This is a genomic window from Streptomyces sp. MMG1121, from assembly GCF_001280015.1.
In the GTDB taxonomy this organism is placed as follows: Bacteria; Actinomycetota; Actinomycetes; order Streptomycetales; family Streptomycetaceae; genus Streptomyces.
The window spans coordinates 1-16,962 of record NZ_LGDV01000252.1 but is presented as its reverse complement, the minus strand read 5'-3'; the positions used below and the strand labels follow the sequence as shown (position 1 = coordinate 16,962).

The 16,962-nt window shown below is 68.6% G+C and carries 16 protein-coding genes and 2 pseudogenes; 12 read left to right on the top strand and 6 right to left on the bottom strand.

Annotation, left to right across the window (positions count from 1 at the left end; genetic code table 11):
- Nucleotides 1-188 precede the first annotated feature (188 nt).
- Nucleotides 189-1,103, bottom strand: coding sequence for an NAD(P)H-binding protein (locus ADK64_RS40510; protein ID WP_053667246.1), 915 nt, complete (start codon nt 1,101-1,103; stop codon nt 189-191).
- Nucleotides 1,104-1,824: 721 nt separating this feature from the next.
- On the opposite strand from ADK64_RS40510, the gene ADK64_RS40500 reads away from it, so the two are divergent.
- Entirely contained in the window at nt 1,825-2,367 is a 543-nt protein-coding gene (locus ADK64_RS40500; protein ID WP_053667242.1) for a TetR/AcrR family transcriptional regulator, read from the top strand.
- A 299-nt stretch (nt 2,368-2,666) separates the two neighbouring features.
- Nucleotides 2,667-3,050: a YfhL family 4Fe-4S dicluster ferredoxin gene (locus ADK64_RS40495; RefSeq protein ID WP_107093231.1), complete on the top strand. Its 384-nt coding sequence runs from the start codon at nt 2,667-2,669 to the stop codon at nt 3,048-3,050.
- On the opposite strand, the gene ADK64_RS46450 is transcribed toward ADK64_RS40495, so the two are convergent.
- The 4 genes from ADK64_RS46450 to ADK64_RS45675 all read right to left on the bottom strand — a co-directional run bounded on the left by ADK64_RS46450 (nt 3,040) and on the right by ADK64_RS45675 (nt 6,121).
- Nucleotides 3,040-3,393, bottom strand: coding sequence for a hypothetical protein (locus ADK64_RS46450; RefSeq protein WP_159046464.1), 354 nt, complete (start codon nt 3,391-3,393; stop codon nt 3,040-3,042). The genes ADK64_RS40495 and ADK64_RS46450 overlap by 11 nt on opposite strands.
- A gap of 737 nt (nt 3,394-4,130) precedes the next feature.
- Nucleotides 4,131-5,123, bottom strand: coding sequence for an esterase/lipase family protein (locus ADK64_RS40490; RefSeq protein WP_078993143.1), 993 nt, complete (start codon nt 5,121-5,123; stop codon nt 4,131-4,133).
- A 274-nt stretch (nt 5,124-5,397) separates the two neighbouring features.
- Nucleotides 5,398-5,802, bottom strand: coding sequence for a DDE-type integrase/transposase/recombinase (locus ADK64_RS45680; RefSeq protein WP_107093230.1), 405 nt, complete (start codon nt 5,800-5,802; stop codon nt 5,398-5,400).
- Entirely contained in the window at nt 5,780-6,121 is a 342-nt protein-coding gene (locus ADK64_RS45675) for a hypothetical protein (RefSeq protein WP_107093229.1), read from the bottom strand. The genes ADK64_RS45680 and ADK64_RS45675 overlap by 23 nt, the downstream gene beginning before the upstream one ends.
- 250 nt (nt 6,122-6,371) lie before the next feature.
- On the opposite strand from ADK64_RS45675, the gene ADK64_RS40480 reads away from it, so the two are divergent.
- Nucleotides 6,372-7,718 (top strand): endonuclease domain-containing protein, encoded by a 1,347-nt coding sequence (locus ADK64_RS40480; protein WP_053667239.1) that lies wholly within the window; start codon nt 6,372-6,374, stop codon nt 7,716-7,718.
- A gap of 187 nt (nt 7,719-7,905) precedes the next feature.
- On the opposite strand, the gene ADK64_RS40475 is transcribed toward ADK64_RS40480, so the two are convergent.
- Complete coding sequence (locus ADK64_RS40475) at nt 7,906-8,694, bottom strand: SAM-dependent methyltransferase (protein WP_053667237.1); 789 nt, start codon at nt 8,692-8,694, stop codon at nt 7,906-7,908.
- 696 nt (nt 8,695-9,390) lie between these two features.
- On the opposite strand from ADK64_RS40475, the gene ADK64_RS40470 reads away from it, so the two are divergent.
- The 9 genes and pseudogenes from ADK64_RS40470 (at nt 9,391) to ADK64_RS40440 (ending at nt 16,833) form a co-directional block, all read left to right on the top strand.
- Complete coding sequence (locus ADK64_RS40470; RefSeq protein WP_053667248.1) at nt 9,391-10,200, top strand: class I SAM-dependent methyltransferase; 810 nt, start codon at nt 9,391-9,393, stop codon at nt 10,198-10,200.
- Between the two features lie 330 nt (nt 10,201-10,530).
- A pseudogene (locus ADK64_RS40465) lies at nt 10,531-10,964 on the top strand (transposase); the annotation flags it as partial.
- Between the two features lie 56 nt (nt 10,965-11,020).
- On the top strand, nt 11,021-12,265 hold the full coding sequence (locus ADK64_RS40460; protein ID WP_053667233.1) for a cytochrome P450, cyclodipeptide synthase-associated: 1,245 nt from the start codon (nt 11,021-11,023) through the stop codon (nt 12,263-12,265).
- Between the two features lie 112 nt (nt 12,266-12,377).
- Nucleotides 12,378-12,770, top strand: a complete 393-nt coding sequence (locus tag ADK64_RS40455; protein ID WP_053667232.1) for a nuclear transport factor 2 family protein — start codon at nt 12,378-12,380, stop codon at nt 12,768-12,770.
- 256 nt (nt 12,771-13,026) lie between these two features.
- On the top strand, nt 13,027-15,018 hold the full coding sequence (locus tag ADK64_RS40450; protein WP_234384919.1) for an ATP-binding protein: 1,992 nt from the start codon (nt 13,027-13,029) through the stop codon (nt 15,016-15,018).
- Between the two features lie 364 nt (nt 15,019-15,382).
- Nucleotides 15,383-15,679: pseudogene (locus ADK64_RS48255) on the top strand (MFS transporter); the annotation flags it as partial.
- Between the two features lie 94 nt (nt 15,680-15,773).
- Nucleotides 15,774-16,025, top strand: coding sequence for a hypothetical protein (locus ADK64_RS48250; protein WP_053667228.1), 252 nt, complete (start codon nt 15,774-15,776; stop codon nt 16,023-16,025).
- On the top strand, nt 16,022-16,291 hold the full coding sequence (locus tag ADK64_RS48245; RefSeq protein WP_234384921.1) for a hypothetical protein: 270 nt from the start codon (nt 16,022-16,024) through the stop codon (nt 16,289-16,291). The genes ADK64_RS48250 and ADK64_RS48245 overlap by 4 nt, the downstream gene beginning before the upstream one ends.
- 101 nt (nt 16,292-16,392) lie before the next feature.
- Nucleotides 16,393-16,833, top strand: coding sequence for an SRPBCC family protein (locus ADK64_RS40440; RefSeq protein ID WP_053667225.1), 441 nt, complete (start codon nt 16,393-16,395; stop codon nt 16,831-16,833).
- Nucleotides 16,834-16,962 lie beyond the last annotated feature (129 nt).

Below are 16,962 nucleotides of genomic sequence, written 5' to 3'. Positions count from 1 at the left end.
CCTAGAGGCACGAGGGGCGCCGCCCGCCTTGCTTGGCCGCTGGGGCCAAGCAAGCCGGTCAGCACCGTTGTTTGCGAGCGATCGCACAGACCCGACAGACCCCGCCCTGGATGGTCCGCGTCGGCTTCTGAGGGCGGGGCACGAGAACTTGCGAACCGGTGAGCTGAATCGGCTGCCGACCCTGATGCCTAGAGCTGCGAAGTGGGTGTCTTGCGCAGTAGCTGGTCGAACCCCAGCGGGGGGCGTCCGAGGAGCTCGCTGATGTCGTTCGTGGCGCGGTCGTAGCGGTTCTCGCCGTGCAGCCGTGCCATGGTGGCGATGTGTTCGAAGACGTGGGGCGGCAGGCCTGCTGTCTTCAGGTCGTCTTCCAGCCATTCCTCGTACGGCACGTCGACGTAGGTCACGGGACGGCCCAGGGCGGTGGAGAGTTCGGCGGCGATGGCGTTCATATCGCGGGACTGTGCGCCGGTCAGTTCGTAGACCCGGCGGGATGGCGGGGTCGGGGAGAGCAGGAGGTGTGCGATCACCTCCGCCACGTCGGCCGCGGCGACCGGAGAGGTCCGGGCGGAGCCGAACGGGAGGCGGATCGTGCCGTCACGCTGGACCGAGGCGGCGGCCACCCGGGCGAAGAGCGGGTTCTCCATGAAGACGGTGGGCCGCACGTGCACGACCGGCGCGCCCGACCAGTCGAGGACGTGCTCGGACAGCCAGTGGAGCCGCTGCTGGCGGGATTCGGTGGTGCTGGTGAGGCTCATCTGCGACACCGTCATCTGCGACATGCTCACCAGCAGGTCGAAGCCGTCACTCTCCAGGATCCCCGCCGCGACCGTCGTGGCGGCCTCCAGGTACAGGGGAGACACACCCATCCCGAAGTAGGCACGGCGGCAGCCCGCGAGTGCCCCGACCACGTCGGCGCCGCGGGTGAGGTCGCCGATCACCACCTCCACCCCGTCCAGGGCACGCAGCGCCGCGGCCCGCTCATCGTCGTGATGCGCCAGAGCTCTCACCGGCACACCGCTCGCACGCACATGGTCGAGGACCATGCTTCCCACTCCGCCGACTGTGCCACCGACGCCGGTGACAAGGATGGGTCCTACGCCCATGTCGATCGCCTCCTGTGTTCGCACCGGGATGCCCGGTCGCTCGGGAATGTCCGGCCCTGGGTTGTGTCGGTTGCCCACGCGTCTGCCGGCCGGCGCCTGGGTGATGTTTGTCCGCAAGCCCTCCTGCCGTACCGGATTTCCAAGGTGTGGAGACCGCTGAAGGGCTCGTGGACGTGGTTTCGCCTGACGTTCTGATGGCTGGTCATCAGCTGGGAACAAGCACCATCCGGAAGCGCGCCTTGCCCGCCAGCATCTTCTGGTAAGCGGTGTCCACGTCATCCAGCGGCACGGTCTCGGTCATCGGCCGGATGCCGTGCAGGGCGCTGTGAGCCGGGGAGGACACGACGGCGCCCTGTGTAGTCGGACAGTGAGCCCGCGAACAGCAGAGCCGCGAGGAGTCCGAGTGCATAGGAGGAGAAGGCCACCGTCAGAACCCAGGCGGGGAAGTGCCACTCCTGCTCGAAGACGACCAGGAGTGGTGTGGGCGCGCCTGCTGCCACATACAGCGCCGCGAAGATGGCGGCCGATCCGGCGAAGGTCGCGACGGGAGGAAATGTCCGGCGGGCCCGAACGGGTTCGAAAGCCACGGGAGCGGAGCCTTGGACCTGCCGTGAAACGGTGCGGAACACCTCTGGCCTCCTAAGGCAAAAGTCTGTGCGTTAGCTTCACGATAGACCCGGGCACCCATTAATGCCAAGTGCTGTGCGTTACAGTGAGGTGCATGGTTGCTGAATCGTCCCCACGCAGGCGCACCGGCGGCCGCAGCGCCGTGGTGCTGATGTCCATCAGGAAGGCCGTCGAGGAACTGATCGCCGAGCACGGCAGCGACGCCGTCACGATCCCGATGGTCGCGGAGCGGGCGGGGGTCAACCACTCCAGCATCTACCGGCGGTGGGGCGACGCCCGCACCATGATCAACGACCTGGCGACCTACCGGCTCGACCCGGACCGCGGCCTCCCTGACAGTGGAGACCTACGCGCCGATCTGACCACGTGGGCCCAGGAATTGATCACCCACTACAGCAAGCCGGTGAACGCGGCCCTGCTGCGCGGCGGGGCCGCCGCGGCGGGCGAGAGCGAGTCGGACTGTCTGCGTGACCGCCGGGCGGAAGCGGCAGCCTTCGCCGGCCGGCCCGGCAGCACCATCAGCGACGACCAGATCGTCGACAAGGTCGTGGCCCCCATCATCTACCGGGTCATCTTCCTGCCCTGGACGCTGTCCGGGCTGGATGTGCGTACCTACGTCGACGACCTCTGCGACTGATCCGCCTGATCCCCACCTCCCTGCGAGCGGCTCCTGCCTGCCGACCGGGGCCATGCCTGGCGCATGGGGGGGGTGATGAGTGGCTCGGACGTCTTGTCTGCGATGGGGCGGCTTCCCCTGTTTCCGCGATGCACACGGTCGGCGAGCCCTTCCGTGTCCGCCCCGCACGGGACGACTGCCCGTCAGACTGTCACCGCCCGTGTGCGACTGCGGTGCTCTGGGCCTCGGCCAACTTGAAGTCGCAGCTCAATGGGCTGGCGTGATCGGTTCCCGGAGAATCCCTGATCGGCGGGTCTCTTATGCGGGCACCGCGCGGTACTGCCCGGCTGTTGGCTCGTTGGTCATCGGACCGCCCCAAGAGACAGGAGCGAGCCGTCATGGCCATCAAGATCACTGAAGACTGCATCAACTGCGGTGCCTGTGAGCCCGAGTGCCCGAACGAGGCGATCAAGGAGGGTGACCAGATCTACGTGATCAACCCCGACGTTTGCTCGGAGTGCGTGGGCTTCTTCGATCATCTCGCGTGCCAGGCCGTGTGCCCGGTGGAAGCCTGCTTGACGGATCCGGACAGGGTGGAGACCGAGGAAGTCCTGATCAACCGATCCTTGAGCCTCCACCCCGACGACGCCGAGCTCCGGCGCAAGGCGGCCGCCAACGACTACCCCAGCCACTTCAGGAAGTGAACTCTCGCCGTTCTGCGGGTCGGGAGCTCGCGGCGATCCGGCGGGCGTGGCGTTGACGTACGAGTGCGGCCTGCATACGCACCACGGCAGCGCGGTCGGGTACGTGATAGGTGTGCGCGTCGCGCTCGTAGTTGTCGAGTAGCTGCTGTCCGACCAATACCTTCTTGTCCAGGTCGTTACTGCAGGCATTGAACAGCTCGCGGTAACGGGCCTGGTACTCCGGGCGGCCCTTCTTGCGGCTGGGGGCGGCGGCTGCGGGCCACCCGTGTCCTACGAGGCATGACGCGGCGAGGCCGCCGAGCGTGACCCGGAGCGCCTGGCGACGCGTTGGTTCGAAAGTCATGCACGCAAAGTAGCAGACATACCACATTGCGTTAGAGCTGGTGGTCTTGGGCCTGTACCGACCAGGCTCCTGTCATCGCGCTGACGGGCGGACAGTGCCGCAGGAACCGGCAGCGCGACTCGATGGCACCCAGATCCCGGGCTCCGGCCCAGAGGAGGGCCGGTCCTTACCGGCCAGCCCTTCACCTGCCCCGGCGCCGGAGCGACCGAGGCTTCCTCATCGGCGAGTTGCTCACTCACCCGCCCAAAGACTCGTTCCGCGGAGGCGAGTTCGTCCCGCTCGTCCCACACCTCCGCCAACTGCTTGACCAGCTGTTCTTCAAGCTCGTCCAGTTCCGCACGCCGCGCGGTGATCTGTTCCAGCAGTTCAGGATCCATGCACCGGTTGGCAGAAGGCCACCTGCCCGCCGCGAGAAGGAACGAATTGGCTGTGCTGACGGACGATCTTCTCCGCAGGCTGCCGCCCGCGACCAGCGTGAGCACCCCGAGAACCGGTCACATCAGTCCCTTGACCTGCAACTTCAAGTTGGCGCAAACCCTACGTGGCCCGACCAGGTGGAAGACCTCGCGGGCCACGTGGGGCTTGCGCCCTTTGAGCCAAGTCAGATGGTGGTGGGGCGTTGAGAAGCGGAGGTACCCGAATGCACCTTGCGCCACTGGTGGTGTTCGGTAGAGGCCGTCATGTGCAGGACGTGCAGTACCGCTGGAGTGCCTTGGGCGCCTTTCGTTCGCTCCGTGTTACACCGGGACCGGTACGAGGGCACAGCGCACCGGTTCGGCGTGGGCGGGGGCGAGGGCGTTGAGGACCAGTTGGTACACGTCCGGGTCCCAGGAGCTGCCCAGGTGGCCGGAGAGGTCCAGCGGGCAGACGTTCTGCAGGAGGATGTTGTGCACGGTGCTGCCGGGTCCGGCGGTGAGGTACTGGTTGTTGTACGGGGTGACGACCTCGTCGGTCTTGGTGATGATGTTGGTGTAGGTGACGCCGGGTTCGGTGTCGCCCTTGGCGTAGAGCTGCTGGAGGACCGGGGAGCCGATCGTCTGGTCCTTGGCTGCGGGGCTGTCCAGACCGAGCGGTTTGCCGGCGTGCCCGGCGACGTCCAGTACGGCGTCGGCGACGTGGACCAGGCCGAACAGGGTAGTGCCGTGGCTGCTGGGGTTGATGCCGACCAGTTGGTGGACCTTCTTGGCGCCGCCGTCGAAGCGCAGGTACCACTGGGGCATGAGTCCGCCGCCCTGGGAGTGGCCCACCAGGTCGACCTTCGCTGCGCCGGTGGCGGCGCGCACCGTGTCGACGTAGGCGGCGAGCTGCCTGGCGGAGTCGGGTACGGGGCCGACCGCTTTCATCAGGGCGTGGGGTTTGGTCTCGCCGTAGTTGAGGGCGAAGACGCAGTAGCCGGCGTTCTTCAGGACCGGGGCGAGTCCGCTCCAGTTGTCGTAGGCGTTCTCGAAGGTGCCGTGGACCAGGACGACCGGGTAGGGGTGGGCAGCGGTCGGCTTGCAGGTGAAGTCGTTGGCTCCGGCCGGGGAGCGGTCGGGGTCCGTTGCCGAAGCGACCAGGGCCAGGCCGAATTTGGCTGCCCCCAGGTCGATGAGCGGGGTGCCCGGCCGTGCGGTCGGGGCCGCAGCAGCATGTCGCTGCGTGGAAGCTGCGGCGAAAGCGGCGGGGACGGTGGCGGTCAGGCAGGCCGCCGTGGCCAGGGTGGTGGCTGCGGCCTTGAGGAATCGGCGCATCGGGGCGTGCACCTTCTGGTGAGGGGGCGTTGGGGAGGAACGGCCCCAGCTTCGACACCCGCCGAAGCGCGCTCGCGTACGGCGCGCTGCGTACGCCCGTTCGGCGCACGTGTGGTCATCCGCGCGGCGGATCAACCCCGCAACCGAAGGGGGAGAGACGCGGACTGGGCAGGCGCCCGTGGATGCCCGGACGGTGCCGGATTCATCGACGTGGTCGACGTCGTCGCGGACGAACTCCCCCTACCTGTCTGCTCCCTCGCAGCATAGAGACGATCTATGCGGCCAGTTCCTCGGCGAGGGTGGTTCGGTAGTCACGTTCGTAGTCGATTGGGCTCTTGAACCCGCACATGGTGTGTAGCCGCCTGGCGTTGTAGAAGTCGGTGATCCAGGTGGCGATCCTGATGCGGGCCTCGGTGCGGGTGCGGAAGGTATGCCGGTGCACGTAATCCACTGTGCGGACGCTGCTGAACGCCTCGCTCACGGCGCTGCCGAAACAAGATCCAACTCTGCCCATGGACTGCACCATGCCGAGCTTGCAGCAGGCCCGCCTGAAGCGCCGCGAGCAGTACTCGCTGCCCCTGTCCGTGTGCATGATCATGCCGCGTACGTCGCCGCAGCGGGTGGCCGCGGCCATGTTCAGGGACGCGGCGACCAGGTCAGCGTCGTGCCGGGCGGCCATCACATAGCCGAGCAGCCGGCAAGAACAGGTCGATGACCGTCGCCAAGTACAGCTTGCCCTCGCCGGTTTCGATCTTGCCGACCGAGCTGTGGAAGATCTCCTCGATCTCCTCGGCCAGCTGCTGCCGACGCACCTCACGCGTGGTCGGCTCACGGTCGCGCCACTTGTAACACCCCGATTCGGACACCCCCAGCGCCCGGCAGGCCGTGCGGTACGGAATACCCTCCTCGGCCCTGCAGCTGCTGATCACCCTGACCGCGACGGCCGGGTCCGTCTCAGCTACTTCACCGACAAGGCCACGAATTGCTTGCAACGCCATTGAGCGTGATCAGCCTGGAGTTGCGACCCTGCTGCTCAATTCGTCTGGGCTCGGGGACCGCTGATGTGGGAGGGAGACTTGCCCGATTCTCGGCGTTCTGGTGGTGAGGCTGCCGGCACGGGATGTGCTGACGAACCAGCTCCTCAGGAACAAAGAGTTGCGGGCGGGCGGATGCGGCGTGGGCGGCGTGCCCGGGTGACCGAGGCGCTTGGAGACCCGTTGCCGCGTTGCAGGCCGTTAGCCTGTCGGTATGTCAGAGCGTGTCATGCCCGGTCGCACGGACGGCCTGATCACCCTGGGTGCCGCGGATGCTCTGTGGGTCGATCTGACGGCCGACAGTGCTGTGCCGACGGCTTCTGGGGCATTCACCGGCTCTCCTGCCCATGCCCGGGTGGGGTACGTCCTGCTCGGTGGCCATGTGGTGGCGACGGTGAGGGCGAGCGGCGGTCAGTGGAGCGTTTCGGAGTTTGAGGTGCGCCGGGCGGCCGCGGAACTGAACGCGGTGGGGATGGATCGGCAGGACCTGGTCCGCGTCGGTCCGTTTCGTGGGGCGCCGAGCAAGGAGTGCAACGAGGAAACGCGACTGCGTTGGCATCGGCGCATCACACGGGACCTGCTGCAGGAGTTGGGCGGCCCCGAGCGGGCAGCGCGACGTGAAGCCGGCCGACCGTACCATCTGGCCGGGATCGACTGGCGACAGGTGCTCGTGGAGCAGGCCCGCGACGGGGCGCAGCGCACGTGGTGGCTGCCGCGCGCTGTGGTCAGGCTGCTGGACGCGGCCGAGCACGCCGAGACGCAGTGGGTGCAGGCCGAGCGGACCCGCCGGGCAGGCGCAGCAGTCACCGAGCCGCCGTCCCACCCCCGGCGGGCCCGAGACGCCGGCGGTCGGCAGACGACGAGCCCCGAGGGCCCGACTCCCCCACTGCGCCCGTACGGCCGAGAGCTGGAAGGCCAGTTGTACTCGGTGCTCAGCAGGAAGCCCGGCACCTCCCGCAGGGTGGCCGGGTGGGCGTGCGCCGTCTGCCGCACCGCGCCCGCCACCGTGCTCGACCACTGCCACGAACACGGCTACGTCCGCGCCCCCGTCTGCCAGTCCTGCAACACACAGGAACGTCCCGACCACCTGTACAGCAACGACATCCGCGTGGCGAACCGCTACACACGCCTCTTCCACACCGACACCGACCACTGGCTTCGCCACTGGCACCGCTGCCCCGGCTGCCGCGCACGCACCACCCTGCCCCTGCCACACCTCGCCGCATGGACCGCCCACATAGCCTGCCGATCGCTGCGCCCGACCCACCCCGCCCCCCGCGGACGCAAACCCTGCGGTGTCCTGCGCGTCTCCTGGACCGGCAGTCAGAACGCGCCCCGTTCCTGCCTGCTTACCGTCGCCGTCGACTTCTGCCCCTCCGGCGAGCACCGTGTCCTGGCGCGAGTCCCCTACCGCGAAGCCGCCGAGCGGTTTCGCGCCTGGTTGGCCGAGACGGCCCCTGCCGTGTCCGCCGCGGCCGGTCCTGACCGCCTGGACGGCCTCCCTGCCCAGTTCCGGCCAGTCATCGCGGACACCAGCGGCGAGGACCTGGAACTGTTTTGAGCGGGCGCCGGGAGACCTGACACCCCAACGTCACCTCGCAGCTGCTGACCCCCGCCACGGTCACCCCACAAGCCCCAGCGAGGTTGTGCGCAGCAAGGGTGCGTCCCTGGGCGGCGAGCACTTCGGCGAACGCGAAGCCGCCTGCGTGGCTTCACCAGAGCCGCCCAACCGTGTGGCCAGGGCGTCATCAGGGGATGTGGGCCACCCCCGCGTAGATGCCGCTGTCCTCGGGCGAAGGTGCCGGAGGCGTCCTGTACCACTCCGGGGCCGTCACCAGGCCGGGACCGACCAGTTCCAGACCCTCGAAAAAGCGGCTGACCTCCGGTCGGGTGCGGAAACTGAGACTCATGCCGCCCTTGGTGTACTCGGAAGTAACCTGTTCCGCCAGTTCTGGGATGAGGTCGGACGCACCGTGGGACAGCACGAGGTAGCTGCCCGACGGCAACACGGAGAGCAGGTCACGGACGATGCCGCGCGGGTCGTGGTCGTCCGGGACGAAAGGCAGGAGTGCGATCAAGGACAACGCGATGGGGCGCTCGAAGTCGAGGACGCGCCGGGCGTGCTCAAGGATCTCTCCCGGCCGACGCACATCGGCCTCGATGTAGTCGGTGACGCCTTCGGGACGGCTCACCAGCAGCGCCTGTGCGTGCCGCAGCACGATCGGGTCGTTGTCGGTGTAGACGATCTTCGCGGACGCTACGACACGTTGGACGATCTGGTGCAGGTTCGGCTCAGTAGGAATGCCCGTGCCGATGTCGAGGAACTGGTCGATGCCCTGCCCGGCGAGCCACGCGGCCGCCCGGTGCATGAACTGGCGGTTCTGACGGGCCGCGTCGCGGGCCTCGGCTGGCAGCTTCTCCCCCACCGCTTCGTCTACGCGGTAGTTGTCCTTGCCGCCCAACAGCCAGTCGTACACCCTCGCCGGATGCGCCTTGCTGGTATCGATCTGCGGAGGGTGGGGGGTGCCGAGCGTCATCACAGACTCCGTCGCGCCATTTGACCGGGCAGTGTTGCGGATCACCATAGTTTCCCACACCAATTCGCCAGCAGGGCTGCAGAGTTGGTCGCTACCCGACGAGGGTCTGCGGACTGGTGCCCGGAACCGGGCAACCGCTGCCGTTCATCCGACGGCTACGCAGGAACGCGTGGTCATCCTGCCGGGGCATCACTTCGGCACCAGCGAAACTACCGAGCTGCCCTGCCTGTTCCCTCCTGTGCCTGATTACGCCCCAGCGGGCCGGGCGGTTGCGTCCTGAGGAGTGGTGTACGGGCTCCCGCCTGATCCGGGCGTTTGCCCCGGCGTCGGAGTGCGTACCCGGTTACAAGAACGGCCACCGGCTGATCTTCGAGATGTCGAGACACGAAAGAGATCAGCACGATGACCGCACCCGGCAATGTGTCCCTGCACGCCTCCGCCGAAGACAACCTCGCCGCGGCGAGTCCCGACCTGCTGCGCGCGATGGTCAAAGCGTTCGCCGACACGCTCATGTCCGCGGGAGACCTACGCCCTCTACAACGCCAAAAATCTGACGGAGCACAGCCGGGTTTCGAACGCCCGATGATCGATGCCGAAAGCCTGTACCTGACCCTGGCCGCCGTTGATCAGGTATGGGTTAGCGTCAGGACCTGCCATGTTGTCGCGGTGGTGGTTGCTCAAGCGAGGGGACGGGTAGTGCGGACAGCGTTTGATGAGTCCGAGCGGCGGGCGTGGTCGGGGCAGGCCGATGCCTATGCTGCGAGTTTCGCCAAACTCTGCGCGTATCCGGTGCCTCGGCTTCTGGATGCTGCCGAGGTTCGGGAGGGTGCACGGGTCCTCGATGTGGGGACAGGCACGGGCAGTATCGCCGCAGCTGCGTGTGAGCGGGGTGCGAAGGTGGCCGCGGTGGATGCCGAACCGGGCATGGTCGCCCGTGCCGCGCAGGCAGCCCCGGAAGCTGACGTGCGGCTTGCTGCTCTGCCCCACCTGCCCTTCGCTGACCACGAGTTCGATGCCGTGGTCGGCAACTTCGTTCTCAACCACGTAGGACGGCCCCGGGAAGCCCTGAGGGAACTGCGCCGCGTGACGCGCCCCGGCGGACGGATAGCCGTCACCATCTGGGCGGTACCCGCGGCCGCCGGACAGGCCCTGCTGGGCAGGGCTGTCCAGGCAGCTGGTGTCAGTCGTCCGGCTCATCTGCCGGCTCTTGCTCCAGACGAGGACTTTCCACGCACTGAACAGGGCATGGCCGCCTTGCTGGGCGACGCGGGCCTGCTGGACGTCGTCTGCGACACCTTGGTCTGGGACCATCGGACGACTCTGGAGGAGTGGTGGAGCGGACCAGCCGCCGGAGTGGCGACGATCGGGCAGATCGTGACGAGTCAGACCCCGATGGTCATCGCCGAGATCAAAGACCACTTCGAGTCGCTGTGCGCCGAGTTCACTGATCCGGGCGCCGTATTGGTGTTGCCGCATGCGGCCCTGATGGCATACGGCCAGGCATGACGTCGCCCTGCCCGGAACAGGCGGGGCGTGACAGGTCAGACGGGCACGGGCTTCCTGCTCAGAGTGCGGTACGTGAGCGGTTGACCGTTTCACGGTTGGGCTTGAGCGACGGCTCCTGGTCACCGGGGTGTGATGCGGTTCAGGTGCCGGGTGGGGCGAACAGGCCGGGTCCGAGTTCGGCAAGCATGCCCCTGGTGACCAGGCGTATCAGCTTGGAACGGATGCCTTCGGTGTTCGGGACTGCTGCAGGTTCGGGTGGGTTGACCTGCCCCACCTCTCAGGTTCCAGTTCTGCTGGCCAACTGACGGCCTTCACGAAAGGCTGCCGGACATGCCCCGCGCCTACCCCGCTGAGTTCCGCGCCCGCGCCATCGCGCTGGTGCGGGCAGGAAGAGAACAGAAACAGACCTCCGTTGACCTCGGCATCCATCCGGTCACGTCGTCGAAGTGGTTGCGCCAGGACGACATCGACAACGGTCAACGCCCTGGCAGGGTCTCGGAGGAGTCCGCAGAGCTGCGTACAGCGCGTCGACGGATCCGCGAGTTGGAAACCGAGCTTGAGATCGTCCGCAAGGCCGACAGGTTCCTCGGCCAGGACAAGCGGGCCCCAAAAGGCTCTACCCCGTGATCGACCGTCTCGTCGATGCCGGGGCACCGGTCGACCGATGCTGCCGGATCCTCGGAGTCGCCCGGCAGAACTACTACCAGCACCGCCACGCCGGTGACGGCGAGCGTGCCACGAGCAAGGCGCGGAGACGGCTGAGGTGCCCCTTCGGCCCCCGACTTCTGCCCTGTTCCCGCGCTCTGAGAAGCTGTCCGCCGTGCCCACGGTCAATCCACGCTTCAGCGTCCTGTCGGAGGACTTCGCCGCCGACCCCTACCGTCACTTCGCGCGGCTGAGGGAGCAGGCGCCGGTGCACTACGAGCCGGCGATCGACAGCTATTTCCTCTCCCGCTACCAGGACGTGCAGCGGACGCTGACCGACCATGAGACGTTCACCACCGAAACGCTGCAGGTGCGTGCCGAGCCGGTGATGCGCGGGCCGGTCCTCGCCCAGATGACCGGCGCCGAGCACACCGCCAAACGCAAGATCGTCGTACGTGGCTTCACCGGGCAGGCCCTGCGAGACCAGATCCGCGCCATCCGCGCCAACGCCGCCGATCTCATCGCGCCGTTTCTTCCCCGGGGGCGGGTGGACCTCGTCACCGACTTCGGCAGACCTCTGGCCGTCCGCGTCACGCTCGACGTCCTCGGTCTGGACAGGGAGGACTGGCAGCAGGTTGCCGTCTGGCACCGTGGTGTCGCCGAGTTCATCACCAGCATCACCCTCACCCACGAACGCCGACGGCACTGCCTGGACTGCGCCGAGCAGTTGGAGGCCTACCTCACCCCCGTCATAGAACAGCGTCGTCGTCGCCCCGGTGAAGACCTCATATCGAAGTTGTGCACTGCCGACTTCGACGGCGTCGCCATGAGCGACCGCGACGTGACCGCACTGATCATCAACGTTCTGGCCGCCGCCACCGAGCCGGCCGACAAGACTCTCGCCCTTCTGTTCAAGCACCTGATCGACCACCCCGAGCAGATGGCGCAGATCCGCGAGGACCCGGCTCTGCTGACCGCCGCGATCGCCGAGACACTGCGCTACACACCACCCGTCCAGCTCGTTCCCCGCCAGGCGGAGCGCGACACCGTGATCGCCGGCAGCACCGTCCCGGCAGGTGCCACCGTCTTCTGTATGATCGGCGCGGCCAATCGCGACCCCGACGCCTTCGCAGCGCCGGACACGTTCGACATCCGTCGGCCGGACCTGGCCACCGCACGCTCCTTCACCGCAGCCGCCCAACACCTGGCTTTCGGCACGGGGCTCCACCAGTGCGTCGGCGCAGCTTTCGCGCGTACCGAGATCGAGACGGTCGCTGCGATGCTCCTCCCGCTGCTCGACGGGATCCGCTACGCCTCCGGGTTCCGCTACGAGGAGACGGGCTTGTACACCCGGGGCCCCGACTCCCTCCGCGTGGACTTCACCCCCGCCCGCGGCACTCCCGCTCTCGCACGGCACTGACGGTCGCACGTCCCTGCGGCGGCCACCGTTCAGGGGGGCCGGGACCAGCTCCCACCCGGCCACGGCGGCAGGAGCCGCCCTGTACCGCCACCCTCATCAGGAAAGGTCAGCGATGACACCGACCGACATCACCCGCGCCATCAACGACCTGCTCTTCACCCCCGGCCTCGACCTCGCCGAAGCCCTCGATCGACACTTCACCCCCGACTACCGCCAGCGCACCGATGGCGTGTGGAGCGACCGGACCTCCTTCGCCCAGCACATGACGCGCCTTCGCTCCCTCGTCCGCAGCGGACACATAGAGGTCCACGACGAACTCCGCGTCGGGCTGCGCTGCGCCGACCGCCACACGGTCACGGTCACCCGGCACAACGGCCGTACCTCCAGCACCGAGGTCTATCTCTTCGCCCAGTTCGCCCCCGACGGGCGCTTCCAACGCGTCGAGGAGACCACCCTTCTGGTCACCGGCCACCCCGACGACGGGAACCTGGGACTCGTCAAGTGACCCGAACGGGACCGTACGGGGTTGCTTCTCCCGGCGTTCCCTACGAGTCCCGTGAGAACCTTCCGTGTCCGAAAACCGTCTGTTCCATCGGGCGCGCGGCGCGGTCTCGATCCGTCGGAGCGGGACAGCGTACAAAGGGACCGGACCATCGCCACACGTGCCTCGTTCCGGTGCTTGTCCGCATGAGGGCCGGCAGATATCTCCGGGCATGGCTGTCCGGTGCCGAGGCATGGAGAGAGGAGCGGCCGTGGTGTCCGTGGGAGAGAGACTGAGCAGCGCACGTACACGGGCCTTCATCGGCCGGGACGAGGAACTCGGGCGCTTCGAGGGGGCTCTGGGCGGCGACCCGCAGGCACCGTTCGCGTTGTACGTCTTCGGGCCGGGCGGCATAGGCAAGTCGACGCTGCTGAGGTGTCTGGCCGACCGAGCTCGTTCGGCAGGCAGGCTGCTCGTGGAACTCGACGGACGCTTCGTCAGCCGGGACCCGGACGATTTCTCGCGCGCGGCCGGTCCCTTCCTGGACGTTCCCGGCACTGTCCTGGTCCTGGACTCCTTCGAGCACTGCCAGTGGCTGGAGAGCTGGCTGTGGCAGCACTTTCTGCCGCGCGCCGCCGAGGGCGCCCTCGTCGTCCTGGCCGGCCGGCTCGCTCCGCAGCCGCAGTGGACCGCCGACCCCGCCTGGGCCGGTCTCCTGCACGTGGCCGAACTGGGACCGTTCTCCGAGGAACAGGCTCGGAGCCTGCTGGTCGCAGCCCAGATCCGGCCCGAACTACGGGACCGGGTACTCCGTTTCGCCGGAGGCAACCCCCTGGCCCTGTCCCTCGCCGCTGCCTCGGGATCGGCAGGCTGCGGCAGGGAGGAGATCTGGGCACCTTCGGCGGACGTTCTGCGGACCCTGCTGACCGGGCTGGTCGGTGAGGTGCCCACCGCGGCCCACCGCCGCGCCCTGGAGGTGGCGGCCCAGGCTCACTCGACGTCCGAGGAACTGCTGAGCGCCGTGCTGCCCGAGGAGGACTGCCATCTCCTCTTCTCCTGGCTGAGGGACCTGCCCTTCATGGAGTCCACGCACCGGGGACTCCACCCGCACGACGCGGCACGCGAGACGCTGGCCGCCGACCTGCGCTGGCGGGCTCCCCATGCCTTCGTGACGATGCGACAGCGGTTGGCGGGGGAATACCTGCGCATCCTGCGCGAGGCACCCGAGGAGCGGGTCTGGACCGTCACCGACGAACTCTTCTACCTTTTCCGGGAGGGGAAGATCCTGGCCCGCCTTCGCACCTGGTCCCGCGAGGACGAGGTGCACGACCGCCCGCTGCACCCGGACGACATGGATACGCTGCTGCGGATGGCAGAGCAGACCGAGGGAACGGCCTCGGCGGAACTGGTCCGTTACTGGGCGCAACGCCAGCCGCAGGCCTTCAGCGTCTACCGCCTCGTGAGCACGGGCCGCATCGTGGCGTTCACTGCACGACTCGCCCTGCCGGCCCCTGCCGACCCCCAGGATCTGGCCACCGATCCCGTCGTCGCAGCGGCATGGAGGTACACCGACGCCACCGCGCCCGTCGGCCCCGGCGAGCACATCGGCATCAGCCGCTTCTCCGTCTACCCCGAGCGGTACCAGGTCCCCTCCCGCGTCACCGACCTGAGCAGTTCCCGCGCGCAGGCGGAGGCTGCCCGTGCCCGGGGCCGCGCCTACGGCTTCGCCGTGTGGCGGGACGCCGAGACCTGGGCCGAGCGTGTCAAGGGCACCCTCAGCGACACCGGTGCGCGACCACGGGTCGGTGAACACACCTACGGCCTGTTCGGCGTCGACTGGCGCCACGTCCCCGTCGAGGCCTGGCTCGGCCGCTTCATATCGGCCGCCGAAGATCCCGCCCCGTCCGGGCCGTCGGGCTTCTCGCGCACCGCGTTCGACCAGGCCGTACGCGAAGCCCTGACGCACTGGCGCGACCCGGCCGCCTTCGCCGCCTGTGCCCTGACGCGCACCCGCCTGGCGGCCGACCTCTCCGACCCCGTCCCGGAGCTGCGCGCCCTGCTGAGCCAAGCCGTCGACGACCTCGCCGGTGACCCACGCGGCGTGCGCGCACGTGAGGCCCTGACGACGGGCTACTTCTCCGGCGCGCCCACCCAGGAGGCCGCCGCCCGCCGCCTCGGCCTCCCGTACGGCACCTACCGGCGCCACGTGCGGCAGGGCCTGGACCTGCTCTGCGAGGCCCTGTGGCGACAGGAGCTGCACGGCCCCCGATAGCAACGGCCAGGCGCCCGCCGCCGGGTGGACAGGTGCGGACAGGAGTGGACAGTCGTCGCACCTGACGGGCCTGGATAGTGGACAGCGCTGCGCACGAGTCTGTGCGCCATGGATCTCCGACGCACACAGCCGCGGCGGACGCCGCCCGGCGCCCGGCAGTCAGCCGTGCTCTCGGTCCTCGCGGCGGCCCCGTTCACAGTCGTGCTCGCCACCTCTATCGTGAACGTCGCGCTGCCGCGGATCCGCGCCGGAGTCGGACTGTCGGACACTGGCATCACCTGGGTGGTCAACGCCTACGGCCTGACGTTCGGAGCACTCCTGCTGGGGGGGTGGGCGGGCGGCCGACCCGTTCGGGCGCCACCGGGTGCTGGCCATCGGCCTCGCACTGTTCGCGGCTGCCTCGCTGGCAGCAGGAGCGGCGGGCTCCCCGGGCGTTCTGATCACGGCCCGCGGGATCCAGGGACTCGGTGCCGCCGCCATCGCCCCGGCCGCACTCGCCCTGGCCATGGACCTGTTCCCGCCCGGCCCCGGGCGGGGCAGGGCACTGGGGGTGTGGGGCGCGGTCTCCGGAGCGGGAGGAGCGGTCGGCGTCCTGCTGGGCGGTGTGCTGACGCAGGAGTGGGGCTGGACACGGGTCTGCTACAGCGTCGCGCTCGGGGCGGCACTGCTCCTGGCCGCCGTGACGACGCTCGTCCCACGTCGGATCCCGTCCGCTGGCGGCCGGGTTGAGCCAGCTCCCGCTCACAGCCGCCAGCATGCTCGGGTCCACCCTGGCCCCACGCCTGTCCCGGCGCGTCGGAGCCACCGCGACCGTGACCACGGGCCTGACCGAGGCCGCCGGCCTGCTGTGGCTGTCACGGATCAGCGCCGACGGGAACTACCTCGCCGACATCCTCGGCCCGAGCGTTCTCGCCGGCCTCGGTCTGAGCGTCGCCTTCGTCCAGCTCACCGCCCTTGCCGTGGACGGCGTCCCGCCGCGGGACGCGGGCCTGGCCGGGGGCTGGTGAACACCACCCGTCAGGTGGGTGGGGCGATCGGACTCGCCGCGCTCGCGACCGTAGCCGGTTCGGTCACCGCGCACACCGCGGTCCACCAGCCGCACGTGACGCTCACCGCGGGCTACCGGTCCGCGTTCACCGTGTCGTCCGCGATTGTGGCCGCCACCACTCTCCTCGTGCTGCTGCTCACCCGGCGCCCCGGTACACGGACAACAACCGCCCCCACGCGCCCGGCCTTTGGCCCGCGTACCCCACGAACCTCTCAAATCGGCTGAGCGAACGGCAACCGATGGATCAGCCGATGAACCAACCCATGAACCAACCGATGGATCACTCGCACCACGGTGCGCATGCCATCCGGAAAGGAAGCACACCCATGGTCACCATCGACGAGACCGCCCCCGTCGTCGTCCGTCTGAGTACCGTCATCGACGCGCCGCTCACGACGGTGTGGGACGTCCACACCGACATCGCGGCCTGGCCCACCTGGAACACGGACGTCGACCAGGCCGCGCTCGACGGTCCGCTGGGCGTTGGCGGTTCCTTCCACTGGCGAACCCACGGAATGGAGATCACCTCCACCGTGCACGAACTGGTGCCCCGCGAGCGGATCGTGTGGGGCGGCCCCGCCGACGGCATCACCGGCATGCACGTATGGACGTTCGAGCAGAGCGGCCGCCATGTCACCGTCCGCACCGAGGAGTCCTGGAGCGGTGCCCCGGTCGAGGCCGCGGCCGACCACCTCGGCAAGGCCCTCCACGAATCCCTGGAGAACTGGCTCTCCAAGCTCAAAGCCCGTGCCGAAAAGGAAGCTTGACGATCCATCACACTCGTATGAGAGAGATTTCTGCCATGACCACTGACAAGCCTTATCTGACCGGTCACTTCACTCCCGTCGCCGAGGAGGTCACCGCCACCGAACTGACCGTCGAGGGCACCCTGCCCC